Here is an 18,039-nt window from a genome sequence, read left to right on the forward strand (position 1 = left end):
CCGGTCGCTCACGCGCTCTTTGTTTAAGCGCTGTCCCTGTAACGCTGGACCTGCGGCGCACCTACTTAACGGCAGACACACTGCCGTGTTCAGTTTGCTGCTCCCGGGTGTTCGTTCACGCGGCGCACGGGCGCGGCTCTCAGCTGTGCCGCACTCTCTGGGCCGGACGGCCCGCGCTACTTTTCCCGTTCCTTGCATTTGCTGTTTTAAAATAGCACGTTGGCGGCATTTTGTCAACCTTACCGCGCGGCATCGGGGAAAATTCTGTGTTTTTTCTTGTCAGAACGCCTTTTCTCTGATAAAATGGGAAAAAGCGGTATTCCGCAAAAACAGATTCTGGAGGAGATCATGAAGCACACACACCGCATCATCCGTCTGCTGACCCTCGCTGTGGTCAGCTGCGCACTGGCCGCCCTGCTGAGCGGCTGCACCAAAGAGGAATTCATTGCCGGGTACAACGAGTTTTTGTTCGGCGACTGGTTCCCCTCTCCCCCAAGCGCCGGGGAGACCACCGCTGCGGAAGGTTCCGCATCGGGGGACTCCGGTCACGTCTACGCCGAGCCCAACCCCGAGTGCGACGCCAAGATCTCGTCGCTGATGAGCGAGCTGTACTCGCTGGAGTCCTCTGCACGGTCGGATGTCAGCAGTGCCATCCAGAGCGCAAAGGATGAATACCACGCTCTGCCCGCCTCTCAGCGGACCTTTGCCAATAAAGTCAGCATCGCCTACAAGCATCTTTCCTCGGTGGAGAGCACCTACGACAGTGCCGTCTCCTCGGTGGTCAGCGAGATGCGCAGTGTGCTGCGGGAGTATAACCAGCCCGAGACCATAGCCGATCAGGCCTGGAGCTACTATCAGTCTGCCAAGAGCAGCATGATCTCCAGCCTTGGCGGCTGATTCAGGGCAATACCGCATAATTCTAAGTGCCGATACGGCGAGTGAGGTGCGGCAGATGCTAAGCCAAAAGCACAGATAATACTTTGTGTATTATCGAGCATTTTGGCAACGCAGATGCCGTGCCGCAGCCGCCGGAGTGGTGCTTAAGCCGTAAGGCGGGAATTGTGCGGTGTTGCCTCAGCCTAATAATGTTTCCGCGAGGCCCTGTGCTGCCAGATATCCGGCGTACAGGGCCTCATTTAAGTTGTTGCCGTGCCCGCCGATCTCGATCAGCAGACTGCCGGTGGTCAGGTCCTGATTATAGAACCGGTAGCTGAACAGCACCGGGCGGGTAAGGCCGGGGTATTTTGCTTCCATGCTGCGCTCCCACGCAGCGGCAAAGCGCAGGTTCTGCCGCCATGCGGGCAGCTGCACGCTGGTGCCGTTGTCGCACCCGCAGATGATCATCACCTGCGCCGCCTGCCGTCCGTCTATGGTGCATACCGGGGCGCAGCGGGTGCCGTTTTCCCGCTCGATGGCGTCGCGGTGGACGTCCAGCACCACCTTGATGCTGGGGTACTGCGCCAGATACTGCTGCACCACCGCCCGGCTGTTGGCGTAGCTGCCGGTGTAGCTGGGGTAGTCGTTCAGGGTCTCGTCGTGCAGGGTGCAGATCCCCGCCGCGTTGAGGGTATCGGCCATCACCCGCCCCACCGCGCACATATTGATGCTGCGGTCGGTGCTGCGCGCCCCGTCCCCGGGGGTGAACCACAGCCCGGCAGAAAGGCGGTAGTCCTCGGTGGCGTGGGTGTGCATGATGAGCACCTGCGGCGCGGCGCTGTCTTTTTCGATGGCAAAGGGCAGGGGCTGCGCCGCCTCGGCGGCAATGTCTGCCGCCGTCTGCCGGGTGTTATTCTTGATGCTGCCCGCACCGCAGGGAATGTACTTTTCGCCGCTGCCGTGCCCAAACTGCTGCTCCGTCACCGTACCTGCATCGGCGGGGCGGGCTTCGTCCGGCTGCAGCGCCACAAAATACCGCTCCACTCCGGTCTGCACCGGGACGGCAGCTTCCTGCGCCGGAGAGGGCGCGGACACGTCCTCCGGCACGCTTTCCGCAGATGCCGCAGCGCGGCTCTCCACGGCCTGCTGTCCCAGATGCAGCAAAGTCTGCGCGGCAGGCACCGGCGCTGCCAGAAAGGCCGCCAGCACCAGCGCGGCGCTGCGGGCAAAGATGCACAGCGCTGCAAACAGCACCGCAGCCTGCAAAAAGGGCACTGCTCTGCTCTGCCCCGCAGGCAGACGCCAAGGCTCTCTGCTGCGCATGGCAAGACCTCCTTTCTTCACCCCGTCAGCCAGCAGAGCTGCTGCACGGTAAGGCGGGGCTGCAAGGCGCGGTTGACGCTGCCCGCCAGCAGAGCCGCGCCGTGGGCGATGACGCTGTCCAGTGCGCGGGGCGTGACCACAAGATCTGCGCCCTCCTGCGCCTGCATCAGGGTAGGGATGCCCGCCGCCACCACCGGCACGCCAAGGGTGTCCCGGGTCAGGTGGCGGGTGTGGTCGGCCTGCGCCGGGTAGAGCCCCGTGTCCGAAAACTGCACCGTGCGCCCCAGCCGCTGCCCCTCGGCGGAGCAGAGACTGTCCACGCAGACCACCGCCGCCGGGTGCAGCTGCCCCACCAGCGCCGCCGCCAGCTGCTGAAGCGAAAGCCCGGTGGCCGCCGCCACCCCGGGCGCAACGGCTGCTACCGGGCGCAAGCCCCGCACCGGCGGGGCAGCGCCCGCGCCCATGGTGACAAGGATGCGCTGCACCGTGCGCGGGCCAAGGGCATCGGCGGTGATGCGGCGGTTGCCCACACCCAGCACCAGCACCGGCCCTTCCGGCGGCAAAAGGGCGCGCAGCTCCCGGGCGCACACCTCGATGACGGCGGCGTCCCGCTCGTCCAGCACGCTGACGCTGGGCATTTCCAGCGTCACATACCTGCCCCGGGGACGGCTGAGCCCCTCGCGGGCGATCTCCACCCGGGTCACTGTCACCCCGCCGTGGCGGGCGGTGGCCAGCCGCACCCCTGCGGGCAGCGGCTGCGCCGCGCCGCTGAACAGCTCGTCAGCCATATCCGTAGTACGCATTTTCCACACTCTCCGTTCCTTTTTTGGGGCAAAAGCCCGCCTTATTGCCGGAAAGTATGGGAAAAACAAAACTTTTCCAAACAAAAATCAAAAAAACGCTTGCGCTGGTACGCGAAATATGGTATCATAGGGTGCGCTGTTATAGGTAGCCAAGGAGGTGGAACGAATGCCTAACATCAAATCTCAGAAGGACCGCGTCGTGCAGGCTGCTGCAGAGCAGGCTCACAACAAGGCCATTAAGACCAACCTGAAAACAGTCGTCAAGAAGGCAGACGCTGCCATCGATGCGAATGCCGCTGACAAGGACGCAACCGTCCTGGCTGCTGTTTCCGCGATCGACAAGGCTCGCGCTAAGGGTGTCATCAAGAAGAACACCGCCAGCCGCAAGATCAGCCGTATGGCAAAGCGTGCTAACAAGAACGCTTGATCGCGCAGTTTGATTGACGAACAAAACCTCTGTACCGGGTAACCGGCACAGGGGTTTTTGTTTTTTTCGCTGTTATGTCCCGCACAGTGCGGCAAGGCTCTGCCGCTGTACCGGTTCCAGCAGCTGCTCCGGCGGCAACGGCTGCGGCGGCACCACCACCCACCACACCGCCCACGCTGCGGGAACCACCGCCGCCAGCGAAAGTCCCGGGTACAAAAGCGCCGGCTCGTGCAGCCACGGACTGCCCGGCGGCAGCACCAGCGCCGTGCACAGGCACAGCGCCGCCCACAGCTCCCACAATACGGTCTGTCCGCTGTGTTTCATGCGCCTCACCTCCGTTTTGCCCCCAGTTTACCAGCCGCCGGGCGCAAAATGTGGCGAAGCAGCGCGGACAAAACATCAGTTCTGGTCGTGGCTTTTGCCCACAAGGCTGCATACCACGCCGCAGACAAGGCTTGCGGTGATGCCCGCAGAAGCCGCGGTCAGCCCGCCGGTCAGGATGCCGATGGCACCCTTTTCCGCCACGGCGGTGCGCACCCCCTTTGCCAGCAGATGCCCAAAGCCCAGCAGGGGCACGCTCGCCCCCGCACCGGCAAACTCTGCCAGCGGCGCATACAGCCCCACCGCCGAGAGCACCACCCCCGCCACCACATAGCCGGTGAGGATGCGTGCCGGGGTCAGCTTTGTCAGGTCGATGAACAGCTGCCCCACCGCGCAGAGGACACCGCCTATTAAAAATGCCCACAGATAGTTCATTTCAGTTCTCCTTTTCCGGCGCGGTCAGCTCTACCAAGTGCGCCACCGCCGGGATGCTCTCCTTCTGCAAAAAGGTAGTCTGACTCATCAGTGCCCCGGTGGCGATGAACAGCACCCGGCGGCTGCCACGGCGCAGCAGCTTTGGCAGGATATGCCCACAGAGCACGGCGGCGCAGCAGCCCGCGCCCGAGCCGCCGCTTTTCACCCGCTGCTCCCCGGCATCGTAGAGCAGACAGCCGCAGTCCGCGTGGTTTTTCAGCAGCAGACCCTCTGCTGCCAACAGCTCCCGCAGCATCTGACTGCCCACCAGCCCAAGGTCGCCGGTGTAGATGCAGTCAAAATCCCGCAGTTCTGCATGGGTATCGGCAAGATAGTGCAGCAGGGTGGCAGCTGCTGCCGGTGCCATGGCTGCGCCCATATTGTTGATATCCTTGATGTTATAATCCTGCACCCGCCCAAGGGTGGCGGCGGCAACGCCCACCCCCTGCCCTGCCGGACGCAGCAGGCAGCACCCGGCGGCGGTGGCCGTCCACTGCGCGGTAGGAGTGCGCACCGCGCCGTAGCTCAGCGGGGTGCGGAACTGACGTTCTGCCGCGCAGAAATGGCTGGAGGTCATAGCCAGCAGGTTCTGCGCCGCCCCGCTGCTGCACAGCGCCGCGCCCAGCGCCAGCGCCTCGGCCATGGTGCTGCACGCCCCGAACAGCCCCGCAAAGGGCACGCCCAGCTCCCGCAGCGCGTAGCCGGAGGCGGTGCACTGCGCCTGCAAGTCCCCTGCCAGCGCAAGGTCCACCCGCTCGGCGGGCAGAGCCGCCTTTTGCAGGCAGAGCCGTGCCGCCCGCAGCTGCAATTGCTTTTCGGCGGCCTCCCAGCTGCGCTGTCCCAGCCGGTTGTCGGTGGTCAGCTCGTCAAAGCCCGCCGCCAGCGGGCCCTCGCTCTCTTTTTTGCCGCCCACCGCCGCCTGTGCGGCGATGACCGGCGGGGTATGGAACAACAGGGTATCACCCCGGCGCTCTGTCATAAAATTTTCTCCTTTTTTCTACAAAAAATGCCCCGGCACGTGCTATACTGGTGCTGCGGCGCTGCAATATCCGGCGGGGCTGTTCCGTATTATAAAGCAGAGGCCCCCAGCAGCCAGAGCACCGCGCCGTACACCACCGCCGCCAGCGTGCCGTACACGATGACCGGCCCGGCGATGAGGAACATCTTGGCTCCCGTGCCCGTCACCCGTCCCTCGGCCTTGAACTCGATGGCCGCACTGACCACCGCGTTGGCAAAGCCGGTGATGGGTACCAGCGACCCCGCCCCGGCCTTTGCCGCCAGCTTCTGGTACCAGCCCAGCGTGGTCAGCACCGCCGAGAGCAATATCAAGGTGCAGCTGGTCAGGGTACCCGCCGCTTCGGCGTCCGCGCCCTGCCGCAGAAACAGCTGGCGCAGCCCTTCACCCAGCAGGCAGATGCCGCCGCCTACACAGAACGCCCACAGGCAGTCTGCCAGAAGCGGCGAATGCGGCCCCGCCTTCTGCACCCGGCGTGCGTATTCCTGCGCTGTCATCTTCATCTTCCCGCGCCCCCTTTTGCGGATAGTCTGCCCGGGGCGGCGGGTGCTTATCCTTTTTTGTGAAAGAAGGTAGGTTCTATGCGTTCTTCCCATCACCGTAACCATCACGCCCGGCGTCTGCTCTGCCTGACGGCGCTGGCCTGCTTTGTGGCAGGCGGCACCGCCTACGCCTGCACCCGCAAGGCTGCGGTGCCGCAGCTGCCCGAGCTGCCTGCCGAGAGCCTTGCGCTGCCCGCCGAGAACGGCGCGCAGCAGAGCCTCCTTACCGCCGCACAGGCGCAGGCGCTGCTGGACGACCCCCGTATGATCCTTGTGAGCCGCACCCACCCGATAACGGAGGACTACCCTGTCGAGACCAAGGAATGCGGCTCGGCTACCGCCATCAACAAGACCTTGCAGACCGAAGCCGCCGAGGCCTTTCTCTCCATGCAGGCCGCTGCCGCCAGGGACGGCGTGGACGTGCGGATGCAGAGCGGCTACCGCAGCGTCAGCTACCAGAAAAAGCTGTACGACAACAAGACCCAGTACTACCGCAACAAGGGTCTGAGCGAAGCCGCCGCCCGGGAAAAGGCGGCTGCCATCGTCAACCCGCCGGGCTGCTCGGAGCACAACTGCGGCCTTGCCGCCGACCTGAACAGCCCGGAGCACACCGCCCTTGACACCGGCTTTGCCGACACCGCCGCTTTCCGCTGGCTGTGCGAGAACGCAGAGCAGTACGGCTTTATCCTGCGCTACCCCAAGGAAGCCGAAAGCGTGACCGGCATCACCTACGAGCCGTGGCACTGGCGCTATGTGGGCGCGGAAAACGCCGCCCTGCTCAACCGGAGCGGCCTGTGTCTGGAGGACGCAGTAGCCGTTTTGCAGCGCATTGCCGCCGGGGAGACCGTGACCGGTTAAAATCCGATGAAAACTGCCGGAAAACCCTGTGGGGTGCGTTGCAATTTACCTGCTGTTATGGTAAGATAAATACAGTTTGCCCGTGTGCGCGGCGCAGCCCCGCACCCCGACAAACGAATTCAACAAAAGAAGGAATATTTTATGATAAACCGCACAAAACTCTCTGTGATCGCCGTCAGCGCCGTGCTGGCTGTTGCCCTGACCGGCTGCGGCGGCAGCGCTTCTTCCGCGCCGTCCTCCGTGTCCAGCGCCTCTGCCTCTGCACCGGCTTCCAGCACTGCCGCCCCGGCGGCGGATACCGCTGAAAACGGCACTGCCGATCTGGACAGCGCTGTGGAGACCCTGCTGGCTGCGAACCCCATCTCCAACCAGTTCGAGATCGCTGCCATGAACATCGAGTACGACTTCGGCCTGAAGGCCGAGGACGTAGCCGCCTACAAGGGCGTAAAGAGCAACGACAATGGCGATGCCGGCCTTGTGCTGGTGGTGGAAGCCGCTTCCGGCAAGGCACAGGACGTGGTGACCGCGCTGGAAAGCTACAAGCAGGATCAGGTGGCTTTCTACGGCAACTACGCCGAGTTTGCACAGGCACAGAGCAACGTGGAAAACGCTATCATCTCCTCCAAGGGCGACCGTGTGGTCATGGTGATCGCCTCCAACGAGTGCACCGCAGACCTGAACAGTGCTGTGGACAGCGCCCTGAACAGCTGAATCTGACCTTCCGAGCCGGTGCCATCTGCGGCATCGGCTTTTTTCAGTAGAAAGCCCCTGATGAGGGGTATTTCTGCTGAAGCTGCGCCCGCATCCGTCATGCCACCTTCCCCCGGCCGGGGGAAGGCTGAGTCTGTAATTCCGTGTAAAAAAGGAGGCTGACCCCTTGGTTTTCAGCACCATCATCTTCCTGTTCCGCTTTTTGCCCATCACGCTGGCGCTGTACTATCTTGCCCCCGCAAAACTGAAGAACACCGTGCTGTTTTTGTGCAGTCTGGTGTTCTACTGCTGGGGCGAGGTGCGCTTTTTCCCGGTCATGGTGGCGCTTATCCTCATCAACTATCTCAGCGGCCTTGCCATCGAGCACTTTGATGCAAAGCCCGCGCTGCGCCGCTTTTTTCTGCTGGTGGCGCTCATTGGCAGCTTAGGGATGCTGTTCTACTTCAAGTACGCAAACTTTGTGCTGCGCAGCGCCAATGCCCTGCTGGGCACCGCCTTTGCCGAAATTCAAGGCATCGGCACCCTGCCGCTGGGCATCAGCTTCTACACCTTCCAGACCCTTTCCTACTCCATCGACGTCTACCGCCGGGATGTAAAAGCCGAGCGCAACATCATCGATTTCGGCGCTTATGTGGTCATGTTCCCGCAGCTCATCGCGGGGCCCATCGTCAAGTACCGGGACGTCTCCGACCAGCTGCACGTCTACAGGCACCGCTATAACCTCAAACAAATTGAAGAGGGCATGACCCTGTTCACCTTCGGTCTTGCCAAAAAGGTGCTGCTGGCGGACGCCGTGGGCGCATTGTGGACAGATATTATCGGAGTAGCCGACAGCCCCTCCACCACCTTTGTGGGTCTGGCAAACGCCTCCACCCCGCTGGTGTGGCTGGGCATCATCGCATACAGTTTGCAGCTGTACTTCGATTTCTCCGGCTACTCCCTCATGGGCATCGGCATGGGCAAGATGCTGGGCTTCGACTTCCCTGCAAACTTCAACTACCCCTATATCTCCGCTTCCATCACCGAGTTCTGGCGGCGCTGGCACATGACCCTGTCCGGCTGGTTTAGGGAGTATGTGTATATCCCGCTGGGCGGCAACCGCAAGGGGCTCAAGCGGCAGATCTTGAACCTGTTCATCGTGGAGCTGCTCACCGGCATCTGGCACGGCGCGAACTGGAACTTTATCTGCTGGGGTCTTTACTACTTTGTGCTGCTGGCGGCTGAAAAGCTGTTTTTGCTGCCCTACCTGAAAAAAGGCAGGGTGTGGCCGCATTTCTACACCCTGTTCCTTGTGGTGGTAGGCTGGGCGATGTTCGTGGGCAACGACACCGGCGTGTCCTTCGGGCTGCTGTTCCAAAAGCTCTTTATCCCCTCCGGCGGGGTGTCGCCGCTGTATTTCCTGCGGAATTACGGCGTGCTGCTGGCGGTAAGCGTGGTGTGCTGCACCCCGCTGATCGAAAAGCTGTGGGATGTGCTGCGCAAGAACGTGGTCACCCGCTGCGCCGCCATCCTGACGCTGCTGGTGGTCTCCACCGCCTATGTGGTGGGCAGCACCAACAGCCCGTTCCTGTATTTTAACTTTTAAGGAGGCGGGAAGATGTCCAAACACGAGAAAAAGACCTCCTCCCTTTTGCACTACCCGGTGCTGGTGGTGTTCAGCCTGTTCTTTATCGGGCTGTTCGCGCTGGATATGGTCACCCCGGATCGCAGCTACAGTGAGCTGGAGAATACCACCCTGAGCCAGCGCCCGGCGCTGACCCAGTTCACCGCCAAGGGGCTGAACAGCTACTTTACCGCCTACACCAAATACGTCAAGGATCAGGTGGCGGGGCGCGACCAGTGGATCAGCCTGCAGAGCGTGGTGGAGACCACCCTGCTGCAAAAGCAGCAGAACGGCGGCATCCTGCTGGGCAAGGAGCACATGATGTTCCCCCGCACCTACGGGCTGCTTTCCAGCGAGGAGCGCACCCTGCCCAAAAATACCGCAGCGCTCACCAGCCTGTGCCAGCGCTACCCGGGCAAGGTGAATGTGCTGCTGGCACCCGCTGCCAGCGATATCTATAAAGAAAACGTGCCCGCAAACGCCCCCCTGCTGGACGAGGACGGCTACCTTGACCAGCTTTCCGCTGCGGTGCAGGCGGCCGGCGGCAGCTTTGTGGACGTGCGCCAGACCCTTGCCGCCCACAAGAGCGAGTATATCTACTACCGCACCGACCACCACTGGACGAGCCTTGGCGCCTACTACGCTTACAGCCAGCTGTGCCAGACCCTTGGCCTTACCCCCTTTGATACCGCCGCCCACACTGCGCTGACTGCCGACGGCTTTTACGGCACCCACTACGCCAAGGCGCGCACATGGAACGCCGTGCCGGACGTGATCACCTACTACGACCTTGCCAACACCCTGACGGTATGGAACGTGACGGCGGCAGGCCAGCCCACCGAGGGGCAGGCCACCGGCCTGTACGACACAGAGAAGCTCTCCGTTTATGATAAATACGCCATGTTCCTGCACGGCAACAACGGTTTAAGCCGGGTGCAGGGCAACGGCAGCGGGCGCATCCTTGTCATCAAGGACAGCTACGCCAACTGCTTTGTACCCTACCTGACCGCCAACTACGCTGACATCGACGTGGTGGACTTCCGCAACTACAACTACGGCTTGGATCAGCTGATCGCCGATAACGGCTACGACCAGATCCTTGTGCTGTATAACTTTGACAGCTTCAAGAGCGACCCCTACCTCTACCGCGTCGGGGTACAGGGGTAAACAGCCAAAAGCCTAAATTATTGCAGTCTATTTTCACAAATTTATAGCCGCAATTTCATGCGTCCCGCCAGTTTTTGCACAGATGTGCCAAAACCCCTTGATAAAATCCGACCACTGTTGTAGAATGGTCATATAGAGAACAATGCTCTATCGGCAATTGGGTATAGACGCCGGGGGATCGGGATGCAATGCGGCATTTCCCTTTGACAAAGGAGTATTGAAGATGAAAAAGATGAATTATCCCGCAGATTATGCGGTACTTTCCAACGAAGAAATGACCTATACCACCGGCGGCGGCGCAGTGGATGATGCTGCCAGTCTCGCCACTACTGCCGCAACGGTCGTAGGTGCTGTGGTGCTGGCCTCCAGCTACATCTGGGGCATCAAGCAGGCACGCACATGGTTGCAGCAGGACGGCAACAAGGACGGCAACTTCTTTACCGTGATGGGCCGCGCCACCGATGCCCTTGCCGCCGATATGGGCAAATCCGCCGGCAACTTTGTGCGGGATGCCGTTTCCACCACCATGGTGGTGGCGCTGGCTCCCCTGAGCGCCGTTCTGCTGATCGTGCGCTGACCTTTTTAATCAGATAAAACGGTGCTTTTTTGGATGCACCGTTTTGGATAGCTTTGTTTCAAAAGGAGTGTTATTATGGAAAAAATGATGATGCCCGCGTACTACAATGTACTGTCCACTGAGGAAATGACCTACACCGAAGGCGGCGCCAATGCTACCATGTCTGAGGCTCTGCTGTGCTGGCTGATTCCCCCGTACGGCTGGTTCAAGGGTCTGACCGCTGTCCGCAATTACCGCCGTAAGAACCCCAACACTTGGACTGAGACCGGTCTGGATGCTCTGACTGCCGATATGGAGAAGAGCACTGCCAACGCCATCCGTGACATCGCCTGCACCGCTTACATGATCAGCTCCACCGCTACCGGTGTCGGCCTGATCATCAATGCAGCAGTCATCCTGCTCTGATCCATCTTATCTCATAAGACCGGCTCGGAGTACACCAAAGAACAAAGCAGGCGGAGGCGCTGCCCGAAAGGGCAGCGCCTCCGCTGTTTTTATGCTCATTCTTCCGGCAAAGAATCCTCTTCCAAAGGTTCTTCCCTTGTTTTATCAAACAACACGCTCAGATAGTCCCTGCGGCCATAGAGTACACGGTCGACCGTGACCACCGATTTTCCGGTATGGTAAAAAATCAAATAGTTCTCGCATACAAGGAACCGTTCTTCTCCTATTACTTCCGATATGGATGAAAGCAGCATTCCGCTCTCCGCAAAATCTTCCAGCTGATCTACTCTGTCCATGATTTTATTGACAAGTCTTTCCGCCGCCTGCTGATTTTGCAGATCAAGTGCAATATAATCCCAGATCGAATCCAAATCACAGCGTGCCTCGTCTGTGTATAAGATCTTATTTTTCATTTGCTCTTGCACGGAAATGCGCCCTCATTTCTTCACTGGTCAGACAGCCTTTCTCTTCCCCGGAGCGGCGACCTTTTGCGATCTCACTCATCAGACGGATCGTTGCCTGTGCTTTCTCATAATCACGCAGTTCCACAATGGCATATTTTCCGCGGCCGTTCTTGGTCAGAAAGACCGGCGAGCCTTCCTCCACATCCCGCAATACCTCGTTATAATTTCGCAAATCAGAGATCGGTTTAATATTCGGCATATTATCCACTCCTTTCAGTTTTAGTATAACGCATCTTGTTGTAAAATTCAACGTAAAATTTGCAGCAAAAAACAAAAATCCCCTGAACTGCTGTTCCCGGCAGCTCAGGGGATTTCATACCTTATGCGTTGAACATATCCTTCAGCTTTTTGAAGAAGCCCTTACGCTTTTCGTAGTTTTCTTCTTTCAGCGTGCCCTCAAATTTTTTCAGGGCATCGCGCTGCGCCTTGTTCAGCTTTTTGGGGATCTCCACCTCGCACTTGACGTACATATCGCCGCGGCCACGGCCGTTCAGGTACTGGATACCCTTGCCGCGCAGGCGGAAGGTGGTGCCGCTCTGGGTGCCCTCGGGCACGGTGTACTCCACCTTGCCGTCAATGGAGGGCACGGTGACGCTGTCGCCCAGCACAGCCTGACTGTAAGTGATGGGCACGGTGACCCACACATCGTAGCCATCGCGCTGGAACACCTCGCTGGGGCGCACGGTGACCATGACGATGACGTCACCGGCGGGACCGCCGTTGGTACCGGCATCGCCCATGCCGCGCAGTGCAAAGCTCTGGTCGTCGTCGATGCCCATGGGGATGGACACCTCCAGCGTCTTTTTGGTAGCCACCTTGCCGCTGCCGTGGCAGACCTTGCAGGGGTTCTTTACCAGCTTGCCCTTGCCGCCGCAGCGGGAGCAGGGCTGCTGGGTCTGCATCACGCCAAAGGGGGTGCGCTGCTGGCGGATGACAAAGCCGCGTCCGCCGCAGTCCGGGCAGGTCTCGGGGCTGGTACCGGCGGCGCAGCCGGAGCCGTGGCACTCAGTACACTCCTGCTGGCGGGTGATGGTAATGTTCTTCTTGCAGCCGTGCACGGCCTCGTCAAAACTCAGGGTGATGCGCACCCGGATGTCCTGACCCTTGCGGGGGGCGTTGGGGTTTGCCTGACGGGACGAGCCGCCGAAGCCGCCAAAGCCGCCGCCGAAGATATCGCCAAAAATGTCGCCCAAGTCCACACCGTCGCCGCCAAAACCGCTAAAGCCGCCGGGGCCGCCGCCGTTCTGTGCTGCATAAGTGGGGTCAACACCGGCAAAGCCGTACTGGTCGTACAGCTGGCGCTTTTTCGGGTCCGAAAGCACCTCGTTTGCCTCGTTGATCTCCTTGAACTTTGCCTCGGCGTCCTTATCGCCGGGGTTATAGTCCGGGTGGTACTTCATGGCAAGCTTGCGGTATGCCTTTTTGATCTCGGCATCGCTTGCGCCCTTGGATACCCCCAGCACTTCGTAATAATCACGCTTTTCCTGTGCCATATCCACTCACCTCTCCGGGAACGCCCTCCCCGGGTAACGCCCCGGTCGGTTCCTCCTGTTCAAAAGCTCCCGCTTCGGTCTTTCGCAGCTGTTGTCTGCGCCCTCATCCGTCATGCCGCTTCGCGTCATGCCACCTTCCCCCGTCCGGGGGAAGGCTTTTGCGGCAGCGAGAACTCTTTTACTTATAAACCAGCAAGAGCCGCTCCGGCCTAAACCGGAGCGGCTTTTGCTCTATTGCGCGTGTGCCCGCCGGTTTGGCCGGACACAGCGCTTTGTGTCAAACTTAGACTTCCTTGAAGTCGGCATCCACAACGCCATCATCGTTGGGCTTTTCGTTGGTTGCGCCTGCGTCAGCACCGGGCTGTGCACCGGCGGCCTGCTGTGCGGCAGCGGCTGCCTGATACATCTTCTCGAACACCTGGCTCAGGGCTTCCTGCTTTGCCTTGATGTCGTCCACGTTGCCGGACTGGACAGCGGTCTTCAGGTCAGCAAGCTTTGCCTCGGCATCGCTCTTCACGTCTGCGGGCAGCTTGTCGCCGTTCTCCTTCAGCATCTTCTCGGTCTGGAACACCATCTGGTCGGCACCGTTGCGGATATCGACCTCTTCACGCTTCTTCTTATCGTCGGCAGCAAACTGCTCAGCTTCCTTCACAGCCTTGTCGATGTCCTCCTTGGACATATTGGTGGAAGCGGTGATGGTGATGTTCTGCTCCTTGCCGGTGCCCAGATCCTTAGCGCTGACCTTCACAATGCCGTTGGCATCGATATCGAAGGTAACTTCGATCTGAGGCACGCCACGGGGAGCCGGAGCAATGCCGTCCAGATGGAACACACCCAGACTCTTGTTGTCGCGGGCAAACTCACGCTCGCCCTGCAGCACGTTGACCTCAACAGAGGGCTGGTTATCGGCTGCGGTGGAGAACACCTGGCTCTTGTGGGTGGGGATGGTGGTGTTGCGGTCGATGATCTTGGTGCACACGCCGCCCAGAGTCTCAATGCCGAGGCTCAGCGGGGTGACATCCAGCAGCAGCAGACCCTTCTTCTCGCCGTTCAGAACGCCGCCCTGAATAGCAGCACCGACAGCCACGCACTCATCGGGGTTGATGCCCTTGAAGGGCTCGCAGTTCAGTTCCTTCTTCACGGCATCGTAGACAGCGGGGATACGAGTGGAACCACCGACCATCAGGACCTTCTTCAGGTCGGAAGCGCGCAGACCTGCATCCTGCAGAGCCTTGCGCACGGGGGTCATGGTGCGATCGACCAGATCAGCGGTCAGCTCGTTGAACTTTGCGCGGGTCAGGGTCATATCCAAGTGCTTGGGGCCGGTAGCATCAGCGGTGATGAAGGGCAGGTTGATCTGGCTGCTCATTGCGCTGGACAGCTCGATCTTAGCCTTCTCGGCAGCTTCCTTCAGGCGCTGTGCAGCCATCTTGTCCTTGCGCAGGTCGATGCCGTTCTCGGTCTGGAAAGCGTCTGCCATCCAGTCGATGATGCGCTGGTCGAAGTCATCGCCGCCCAGATGGGTATCGCCGTTGGTGGCCAGAACCTCGGTAACGCCGTCGCCCATCTCGATGATGGACACATCGAAGGTGCCGCCGCCCAGATCGTAGACCATGATCTTCTGGTCGTCCTCTTTATCCACACCGTAAGCCAGAGCAGCTGCGGTGGGCTCGTTGATGATACGGCGGACGTTCAGGCCTGCAATAGTGCCTGCGTCCTTGGTTGCCTGACGCTGGCTGTCGTTGAAGTAGGCAGGCACAGTGATGACAGCCTCGGTGACGGTCTCGCCCAGATAAGCCTCGGCGTCAGCCTTCAGCTTCTGCAGGATCATAGCGCTGACCTGCTGGGGAGTGTACTCCTTGCCGTTCAGGGTCACCTTGTGGTCGGTGCCCATCTGACGCTTGATGGAAGAAACGGTGTTGTCGGGGTTGGTGATAGCCTGACGCTTTGCAACCTGACCTACCAGACGGTCGCCGGTCTTGGTGAAGCCGACAACGGACGGGGTGGTGCGGGCACCCTCAGAGTTGGCGATAACAACAGGCTCGCCGCCCTCCATAACAGCCACGCAGCTGTTGGTAGTACCAAGGTCGATACCAATAATCTTACTCATAATGAAGTCTCCTCTCGAAAGAACAAATCTTGTTTATATGATGCTTATGATGATGTCAAGCGGATGTTATTGCAAACTCCCTTGCGGGAGGTTCGGCTTATTTATTCGGCCACCACAACGGTTGCATGGCGGATGATCTTGTCACCCAGCTTGTAACCCTTCTGGAAAACGGTGACCACCGTGCCGCTCTCCTGCCCGTCCGGGGCGGGGATCTGCTGCACAGCATTCATAAAGTTGGGGTCAAAGGGCTTGCCCAGCACCTCGATCTCCTCCACATGGAGGGCTTCCAGTGCCTTTGCCGCCTTATCCAGCGTCATGACCACGCCCTTTTTGTAATTCTCATCGGTGGTGGGGGCGTTGGCAGCCATATCCAGCGTATCCAGAATGGGGATGATCTTTTCCACTGCATGGGAAACACCGTCGCCAAACTTCTGGTCGGCCTCGCGGGTGGAGCGCTTACGGTAGTTGTCGTACTCGGCAGCCATGCGCAGCAGCTGATCCTTAGCCTGTGCAGCGTTCTTTTCCGCTGCATCCAGCTTTGCCTTAACGGCTTCCATCTCCCGGGCCTTCTTGTTGAACCAGCCGCCGTCCTTCTTCTTGTCCTCTTCGGTGGCAGCTTCGGCAGCAGCCTGTTCGGGCGCTGCGGCAGCGGTCTTTTCCTCGGGGGCAGTCTCCGGCTGCTCGTTCTCGGGCACCGTGTTCTTTGCTTCTTCGCTCATTCCAGATCCTCCTTATAGATCACAGTCCGCCGTGGTACGGCAGCCTGCGGGGTGTCTTTTCGTTTGCCGCTCATGCCCTCGCCCAGCTGGTCTGCAAACTCGTGCAGCAGGGGCATCAGCTTCTGGAAGGGCATCCGGGTGGGGCCGATCAGGGCAATGGAGCCCCACAGCCCGCCGCCTACCAGATACCGGTCGCTCACGATGCACAGCCCGGGGATCTGCGGTTCCAGATCCTCGCCCAGCAGCACGCTTTCGCTGCGGTTTTCCGGGGGTGCGATCAGGCTTGCGGCCTGTTCCTCGTCGTTCAGCAGGGTAAGGATATCACCCACTCTGCCGTCCAGCTGCGGCCAGTCCAGCAGGTACTGCTCGCCGCCCAGAAATACATGGGGCTTTACGCTGTCCTGCAGAATTGCGGCTGCGGCGCTGACCACCGGCACAAGCTCCGGTGCGATCTGGCTGCACAGCTCGCTGAGCATCCGGGTGGAAAGATCCACCGGTGCCACAAAGGTAAGGTTGCGGTTGAGCAGCGCCGCAAGGGCGGCTGCATTTTCCCGGGAAAGCCCGGTGCGTACCCGCGCCACCCGGGTGCGGACGTAACCGGCGGTGGTCACAGCCAGCACAGCGGCTGCGCTGCGGCCCACCTGCACCACCTCGTAATGGGCGATGCACAGATCCTCGGCGCAGGGAGTGCTGACGGCGGCGGTGCAGCCGCTGATGGCGGCCAGCGCCTTGGCAGCGCCCTGTGCCAGCTTTTCCGGCTCGTGGTCAAGGCTGGCGAACACCGCATCCACCCGGGCGCGGGTAACGCGGTCCAGCGGCTGATCATCGGTCAGCAGGTTGTCCAGATAATACCGGTAGCCCTTGGCGCTGGGCACACGCCCTGCGCTGGTGTGGGGCTGCTCCAGCAGGCCCAGCTTTGTCAGCGCCGCCATCTCGTTGCGCAGCGTTGCGCTGGACACTGCCATGTCAAAGTAGTTTGCCAGCACGCTGCTGCCCACCGGCTCGCCCTCAAGGCCATACAGCGCCACGATCGCCTGCAAGACCCGTTGCTTGCGTGCATCCATCGTCATAGCGCCTGCCTCCTTTTTGTATCGCTTTCGTTTGTTTAGCACTCCTTGTTCCTGAGTGCTAAGACCATTATAATCGTTTTTGCCCTGCTGTCAAGCCCTTTGCAAAAATGTTTATAAAGATTCATAATTCTGTCATAAAGGGGGTTACCCCCTCAGGCGCCCTCCGGCGCCAGCTCCCCCAAGGGGGCGCCTTATGGCTATACCATAAACTTTCCCTCCACAGCAAAAGCCGTCCCCTTGGGGAAGGTGGCACGGCGAAAGCCGTGACGGAAGGGGTGATCCCCCCGTGAAAAAGTAGTTCCGAAACGCCCGCAGGCGTTTCGGAACTACCAATAAAAATATTCTTTCCGCTTTTTATGCGCAAAGCAGCGCGGCTCGCATTTAAAATCGTCCCGCCTTATTCCTCCATCTGCTTTGCCAGAAAGGCCGCTGCCACTGCCACCGCCTTGCACTGGGCGTCCTCCGGGCAGGCGGTGCGGTCCTCGGTCAACAGACCCACCGCGCCGGTCACGTCCCCGCCCGCCAGCACCGGCGCGGCGCATAGCAGCACCCGGGGTGCGCCCTCGCAGGGCAGCAGGGTCTTTTCCGGGCTGCCCGGGCTCTGGTAGGGCTTGCGGGCTTCCATCAGCTTTTCCAGCGGCTGGCTGATGCTGCGGTCGGTCAGCTCCCGCCGCCCGCTGCCGCTGACTGCCAGAATGCGGTCCCTGTCGCACACAAAGGCGGTCAGTGCAAACTGGCGGCTGAGCACCTCTGCCAGCTGGGCGGCAAGGGTGTTCACCTCGCCCATGGGCGAGTACTTTTTAAAGATCACTTCCCCGTCGCCGGTGGTAAAGATCTCCAGCGGGTCGCCCCGCCGGATGCGCTGGGTGCGGCGGATCTCCTTGGGGATCACCACCCTGCCAAGCTCGTCGATGCGGCGCACGATACCGGTTGCTTTCATTATTTTGCCCTCCTTGCGGTTTCCTTTGTATGTAGTATCTGTCAGCGGCGGCAAATTATACCGGCAGCACATTTTTTGCTTTGCCCGCCGCATTGCGTTCCG

The 18,039-nt window shown here is 60.5% G+C and carries 21 protein-coding genes and 1 other annotated feature (1 of these 22 running past the window's edge); of the genes, 8 read left to right on the plus strand and 13 right to left on the minus strand.

Going from position 1 to position 18,039, the window contains the following annotated elements; translation table 11 throughout:
- Positions 1-202: a binding site (T-box leader), on the minus strand (it extends 60 nt beyond the left edge of the window).
- A gap of 146 nt (positions 203-348) precedes the next feature.
- Positions 349-897 carry a hypothetical protein gene (locus tag C7J97_RS07540; RefSeq protein WP_236131566.1) on the plus strand — a complete coding sequence of 183 codons (549 nt, stop codon included), beginning with the start codon at positions 349-351 and terminating at the stop codon, positions 895-897.
- Between the two features lie 177 nt (positions 898-1,074).
- Here the strand turns inward: C7J97_RS07540 and spoIIP are convergent, their stop codons facing one another.
- Positions 1,075-2,199, minus strand: coding sequence for a stage II sporulation protein P (spoIIP, locus tag C7J97_RS07545; protein WP_113992479.1), 1,125 nt, complete (start codon positions 2,197-2,199; stop codon positions 1,075-1,077).
- A gap of 17 nt (positions 2,200-2,216) precedes the next feature.
- Entirely contained in the window at positions 2,217-3,002 is a 786-nt protein-coding gene (gene gpr / locus C7J97_RS07550) for a GPR endopeptidase (protein WP_044960555.1), read from the minus strand.
- Between the two features lie 166 nt (positions 3,003-3,168).
- On the opposite strand from gpr, the gene rpsT reads away from it, so the two are divergent.
- Positions 3,169-3,429 (plus strand): 30S ribosomal protein S20, encoded by a 261-nt coding sequence (gene rpsT, locus C7J97_RS07555; RefSeq protein ID WP_005943554.1) that lies wholly within the window; start codon positions 3,169-3,171, stop codon positions 3,427-3,429.
- Between the two features lie 72 nt (positions 3,430-3,501).
- Here rpsT and C7J97_RS07560 read toward each other — a convergent pair whose 3' ends face one another.
- From C7J97_RS07560 to C7J97_RS07575, 4 genes are all read right to left on the minus strand, one after another.
- The gene (locus C7J97_RS07560) at positions 3,502-3,753 is read right to left on the minus strand and encodes a peptidoglycan synthetase (protein WP_113992480.1); all 252 of its coding nucleotides are present in this window, start codon (positions 3,751-3,753) and stop codon (positions 3,502-3,504) included.
- Positions 3,754-3,828: 75 nt separating this feature from the next.
- Positions 3,829-4,185, minus strand: coding sequence for a SpoVA/SpoVAEb family sporulation membrane protein (locus tag C7J97_RS07565; RefSeq protein WP_015537621.1), 357 nt, complete (start codon positions 4,183-4,185; stop codon positions 3,829-3,831).
- Position 4,186: 1 nt separating this feature from the next.
- The gene (locus tag C7J97_RS07570; protein ID WP_113992481.1) at positions 4,187-5,203 is read right to left on the minus strand and encodes a stage V sporulation protein AD; all 1,017 of its coding nucleotides are present in this window, start codon (positions 5,201-5,203) and stop codon (positions 4,187-4,189) included.
- A gap of 89 nt (positions 5,204-5,292) precedes the next feature.
- A complete protein-coding gene (locus tag C7J97_RS07575) occupies positions 5,293-5,742 on the minus strand; it encodes a SpoVA/SpoVAEb family sporulation membrane protein (RefSeq protein WP_112121460.1) in 450 nt (149 codons plus the stop codon).
- Between the two features lie 78 nt (positions 5,743-5,820).
- On the opposite strand from C7J97_RS07575, the gene C7J97_RS07580 reads away from it, so the two are divergent.
- The 6 genes from C7J97_RS07580 (at position 5,821) to C7J97_RS07605 (ending at position 11,102) form a co-directional block, all read left to right on the plus strand.
- On the plus strand, positions 5,821-6,639 hold the full coding sequence (locus C7J97_RS07580) for a M15 family metallopeptidase (protein WP_170126651.1): 819 nt from the start codon (positions 5,821-5,823) through the stop codon (positions 6,637-6,639).
- Positions 6,640-6,780: 141 nt separating this feature from the next.
- The gene (locus C7J97_RS07585; RefSeq protein WP_113992482.1) at positions 6,781-7,350 is read left to right on the plus strand and encodes a DUF4358 domain-containing protein; all 570 of its coding nucleotides are present in this window, start codon (positions 6,781-6,783) and stop codon (positions 7,348-7,350) included.
- Between the two features lie 166 nt (positions 7,351-7,516).
- Positions 7,517-8,935 (plus strand): MBOAT family O-acyltransferase, encoded by a 1,419-nt coding sequence (locus C7J97_RS07590; protein WP_113992483.1) that lies wholly within the window; start codon positions 7,517-7,519, stop codon positions 8,933-8,935.
- A gap of 12 nt (positions 8,936-8,947) precedes the next feature.
- Positions 8,948-10,120 carry a DHHW family protein gene (locus C7J97_RS07595; protein ID WP_113992484.1) on the plus strand — a complete coding sequence of 391 codons (1,173 nt, stop codon included), beginning with the start codon at positions 8,948-8,950 and terminating at the stop codon, positions 10,118-10,120.
- A gap of 223 nt (positions 10,121-10,343) precedes the next feature.
- Positions 10,344-10,697 (plus strand): hypothetical protein, encoded by a 354-nt coding sequence (locus C7J97_RS07600; protein ID WP_113992485.1) that lies wholly within the window; start codon positions 10,344-10,346, stop codon positions 10,695-10,697.
- A gap of 75 nt (positions 10,698-10,772) precedes the next feature.
- The gene (locus tag C7J97_RS07605; protein WP_113992486.1) at positions 10,773-11,102 is read left to right on the plus strand and encodes a hypothetical protein; all 330 of its coding nucleotides are present in this window, start codon (positions 10,773-10,775) and stop codon (positions 11,100-11,102) included.
- 95 nt (positions 11,103-11,197) lie between these two features.
- Here C7J97_RS07605 and C7J97_RS07610 read toward each other — a convergent pair whose 3' ends face one another.
- The 7 genes from C7J97_RS07610 to C7J97_RS07640 form a co-directional block, all read right to left on the minus strand.
- Complete coding sequence (locus C7J97_RS07610) at positions 11,198-11,554, minus strand: type II toxin-antitoxin system RelE/ParE family toxin (protein ID WP_015537614.1); 357 nt, start codon at positions 11,552-11,554, stop codon at positions 11,198-11,200.
- On the minus strand, positions 11,544-11,804 hold the full coding sequence (locus C7J97_RS07615) for a type II toxin-antitoxin system prevent-host-death family antitoxin (protein WP_015537613.1): 261 nt from the start codon (positions 11,802-11,804) through the stop codon (positions 11,544-11,546). The genes C7J97_RS07610 and C7J97_RS07615 overlap by 11 nt, the downstream gene beginning before the upstream one ends.
- Positions 11,805-11,925: 121 nt before the next feature.
- Complete coding sequence (gene dnaJ, locus C7J97_RS07620; RefSeq protein ID WP_097785733.1) at positions 11,926-13,098, minus strand: molecular chaperone DnaJ; 1,173 nt, start codon at positions 13,096-13,098, stop codon at positions 11,926-11,928.
- A gap of 283 nt (positions 13,099-13,381) precedes the next feature.
- Positions 13,382-15,208: a molecular chaperone DnaK gene (gene dnaK / locus C7J97_RS07625; RefSeq protein WP_015537611.1), complete on the minus strand. Its 1,827-nt coding sequence runs from the start codon at positions 15,206-15,208 to the stop codon at positions 13,382-13,384.
- A 101-nt stretch (positions 15,209-15,309) separates the two neighbouring features.
- Entirely contained in the window at positions 15,310-15,927 is a 618-nt protein-coding gene (locus C7J97_RS07630; protein WP_113992487.1) for a nucleotide exchange factor GrpE, read from the minus strand.
- On the minus strand, positions 15,924-16,997 hold the full coding sequence (gene hrcA / locus C7J97_RS07635; RefSeq protein WP_097785731.1) for a heat-inducible transcriptional repressor HrcA: 1,074 nt from the start codon (positions 16,995-16,997) through the stop codon (positions 15,924-15,926). The genes C7J97_RS07630 and hrcA overlap by 4 nt, the downstream gene beginning before the upstream one ends.
- Positions 16,998-17,394: 397 nt before the next feature.
- Entirely contained in the window at positions 17,395-17,937 is a 543-nt protein-coding gene (locus C7J97_RS07640) for a stage V sporulation T C-terminal domain-containing protein (protein WP_113992488.1), read from the minus strand.
- Positions 17,938-18,039 lie beyond the last annotated feature (102 nt).

The sequence above is a fragment of the Faecalibacterium prausnitzii genome, assembly GCF_003324185.1.
GTDB classification, from domain to species: domain Bacteria; phylum Bacillota; class Clostridia; order Oscillospirales; family Ruminococcaceae; genus Faecalibacterium; species Faecalibacterium prausnitzii.

Bases quoted from the DNA above. Each gene is read 5' to 3' on its own strand.
- C7J97_RS07540 (WP_236131566.1), top strand. From the start codon at position 349: ATGAAGCACACACACCGCATCATCCGTCTGCTGACCCTCGCTGTGGTC.
- spoIIP (WP_113992479.1), bottom strand. From the start codon at position 2,199: ATGCGCAGCAGAGAGCCTTGGCGTCTGCCTGCGGGGCAGAGCAGAGCA.
- gpr (WP_044960555.1), bottom strand. From the start codon at position 3,002: ATGCGTACTACGGATATGGCTGACGAGCTGTTCAGCGGCGCGGCGCAG.
- rpsT (WP_005943554.1), top strand. From the start codon at position 3,169: ATGCCTAACATCAAATCTCAGAAGGACCGCGTCGTGCAGGCTGCTGCA.
- C7J97_RS07560 (WP_113992480.1), bottom strand. From the start codon at position 3,753: ATGAAACACAGCGGACAGACCGTATTGTGGGAGCTGTGGGCGGCGCTG.
- C7J97_RS07565 (WP_015537621.1), bottom strand. From the start codon at position 4,185: ATGAACTATCTGTGGGCATTTTTAATAGGCGGTGTCCTCTGCGCGGTG.
- C7J97_RS07570 (WP_113992481.1), bottom strand. From the start codon at position 5,203: ATGACAGAGCGCCGGGGTGATACCCTGTTGTTCCATACCCCGCCGGTC.
- C7J97_RS07575 (WP_112121460.1), bottom strand. From the start codon at position 5,742: ATGAAGATGACAGCGCAGGAATACGCACGCCGGGTGCAGAAGGCGGGG.
- C7J97_RS07580 (WP_170126651.1), top strand. From the start codon at position 5,821: ATGCGTTCTTCCCATCACCGTAACCATCACGCCCGGCGTCTGCTCTGC.
- C7J97_RS07585 (WP_113992482.1), top strand. From the start codon at position 6,781: ATGATAAACCGCACAAAACTCTCTGTGATCGCCGTCAGCGCCGTGCTG.
- C7J97_RS07595 (WP_113992484.1), top strand. From the start codon at position 8,948: ATGTCCAAACACGAGAAAAAGACCTCCTCCCTTTTGCACTACCCGGTG.
- C7J97_RS07600 (WP_113992485.1), top strand. From the start codon at position 10,344: ATGAAAAAGATGAATTATCCCGCAGATTATGCGGTACTTTCCAACGAA.
- C7J97_RS07605 (WP_113992486.1), top strand. From the start codon at position 10,773: ATGGAAAAAATGATGATGCCCGCGTACTACAATGTACTGTCCACTGAG.
- C7J97_RS07610 (WP_015537614.1), bottom strand. From the start codon at position 11,554: ATGAAAAATAAGATCTTATACACAGACGAGGCACGCTGTGATTTGGAT.
- C7J97_RS07615 (WP_015537613.1), bottom strand. From the start codon at position 11,804: ATGCCGAATATTAAACCGATCTCTGATTTGCGAAATTATAACGAGGTA.
- dnaJ (WP_097785733.1), bottom strand. From the start codon at position 13,098: ATGGCACAGGAAAAGCGTGATTATTACGAAGTGCTGGGGGTATCCAAG.
- dnaK (WP_015537611.1), bottom strand. From the start codon at position 15,208: ATGAGTAAGATTATTGGTATCGACCTTGGTACTACCAACAGCTGCGTG.
- C7J97_RS07630 (WP_113992487.1), bottom strand. From the start codon at position 15,927: ATGAGCGAAGAAGCAAAGAACACGGTGCCCGAGAACGAGCAGCCGGAG.
- hrcA (WP_097785731.1), bottom strand. From the start codon at position 16,997: ATGACGATGGATGCACGCAAGCAACGGGTCTTGCAGGCGATCGTGGCG.
- C7J97_RS07640 (WP_113992488.1), bottom strand. From the start codon at position 17,937: ATGAAAGCAACCGGTATCGTGCGCCGCATCGACGAGCTTGGCAGGGTG.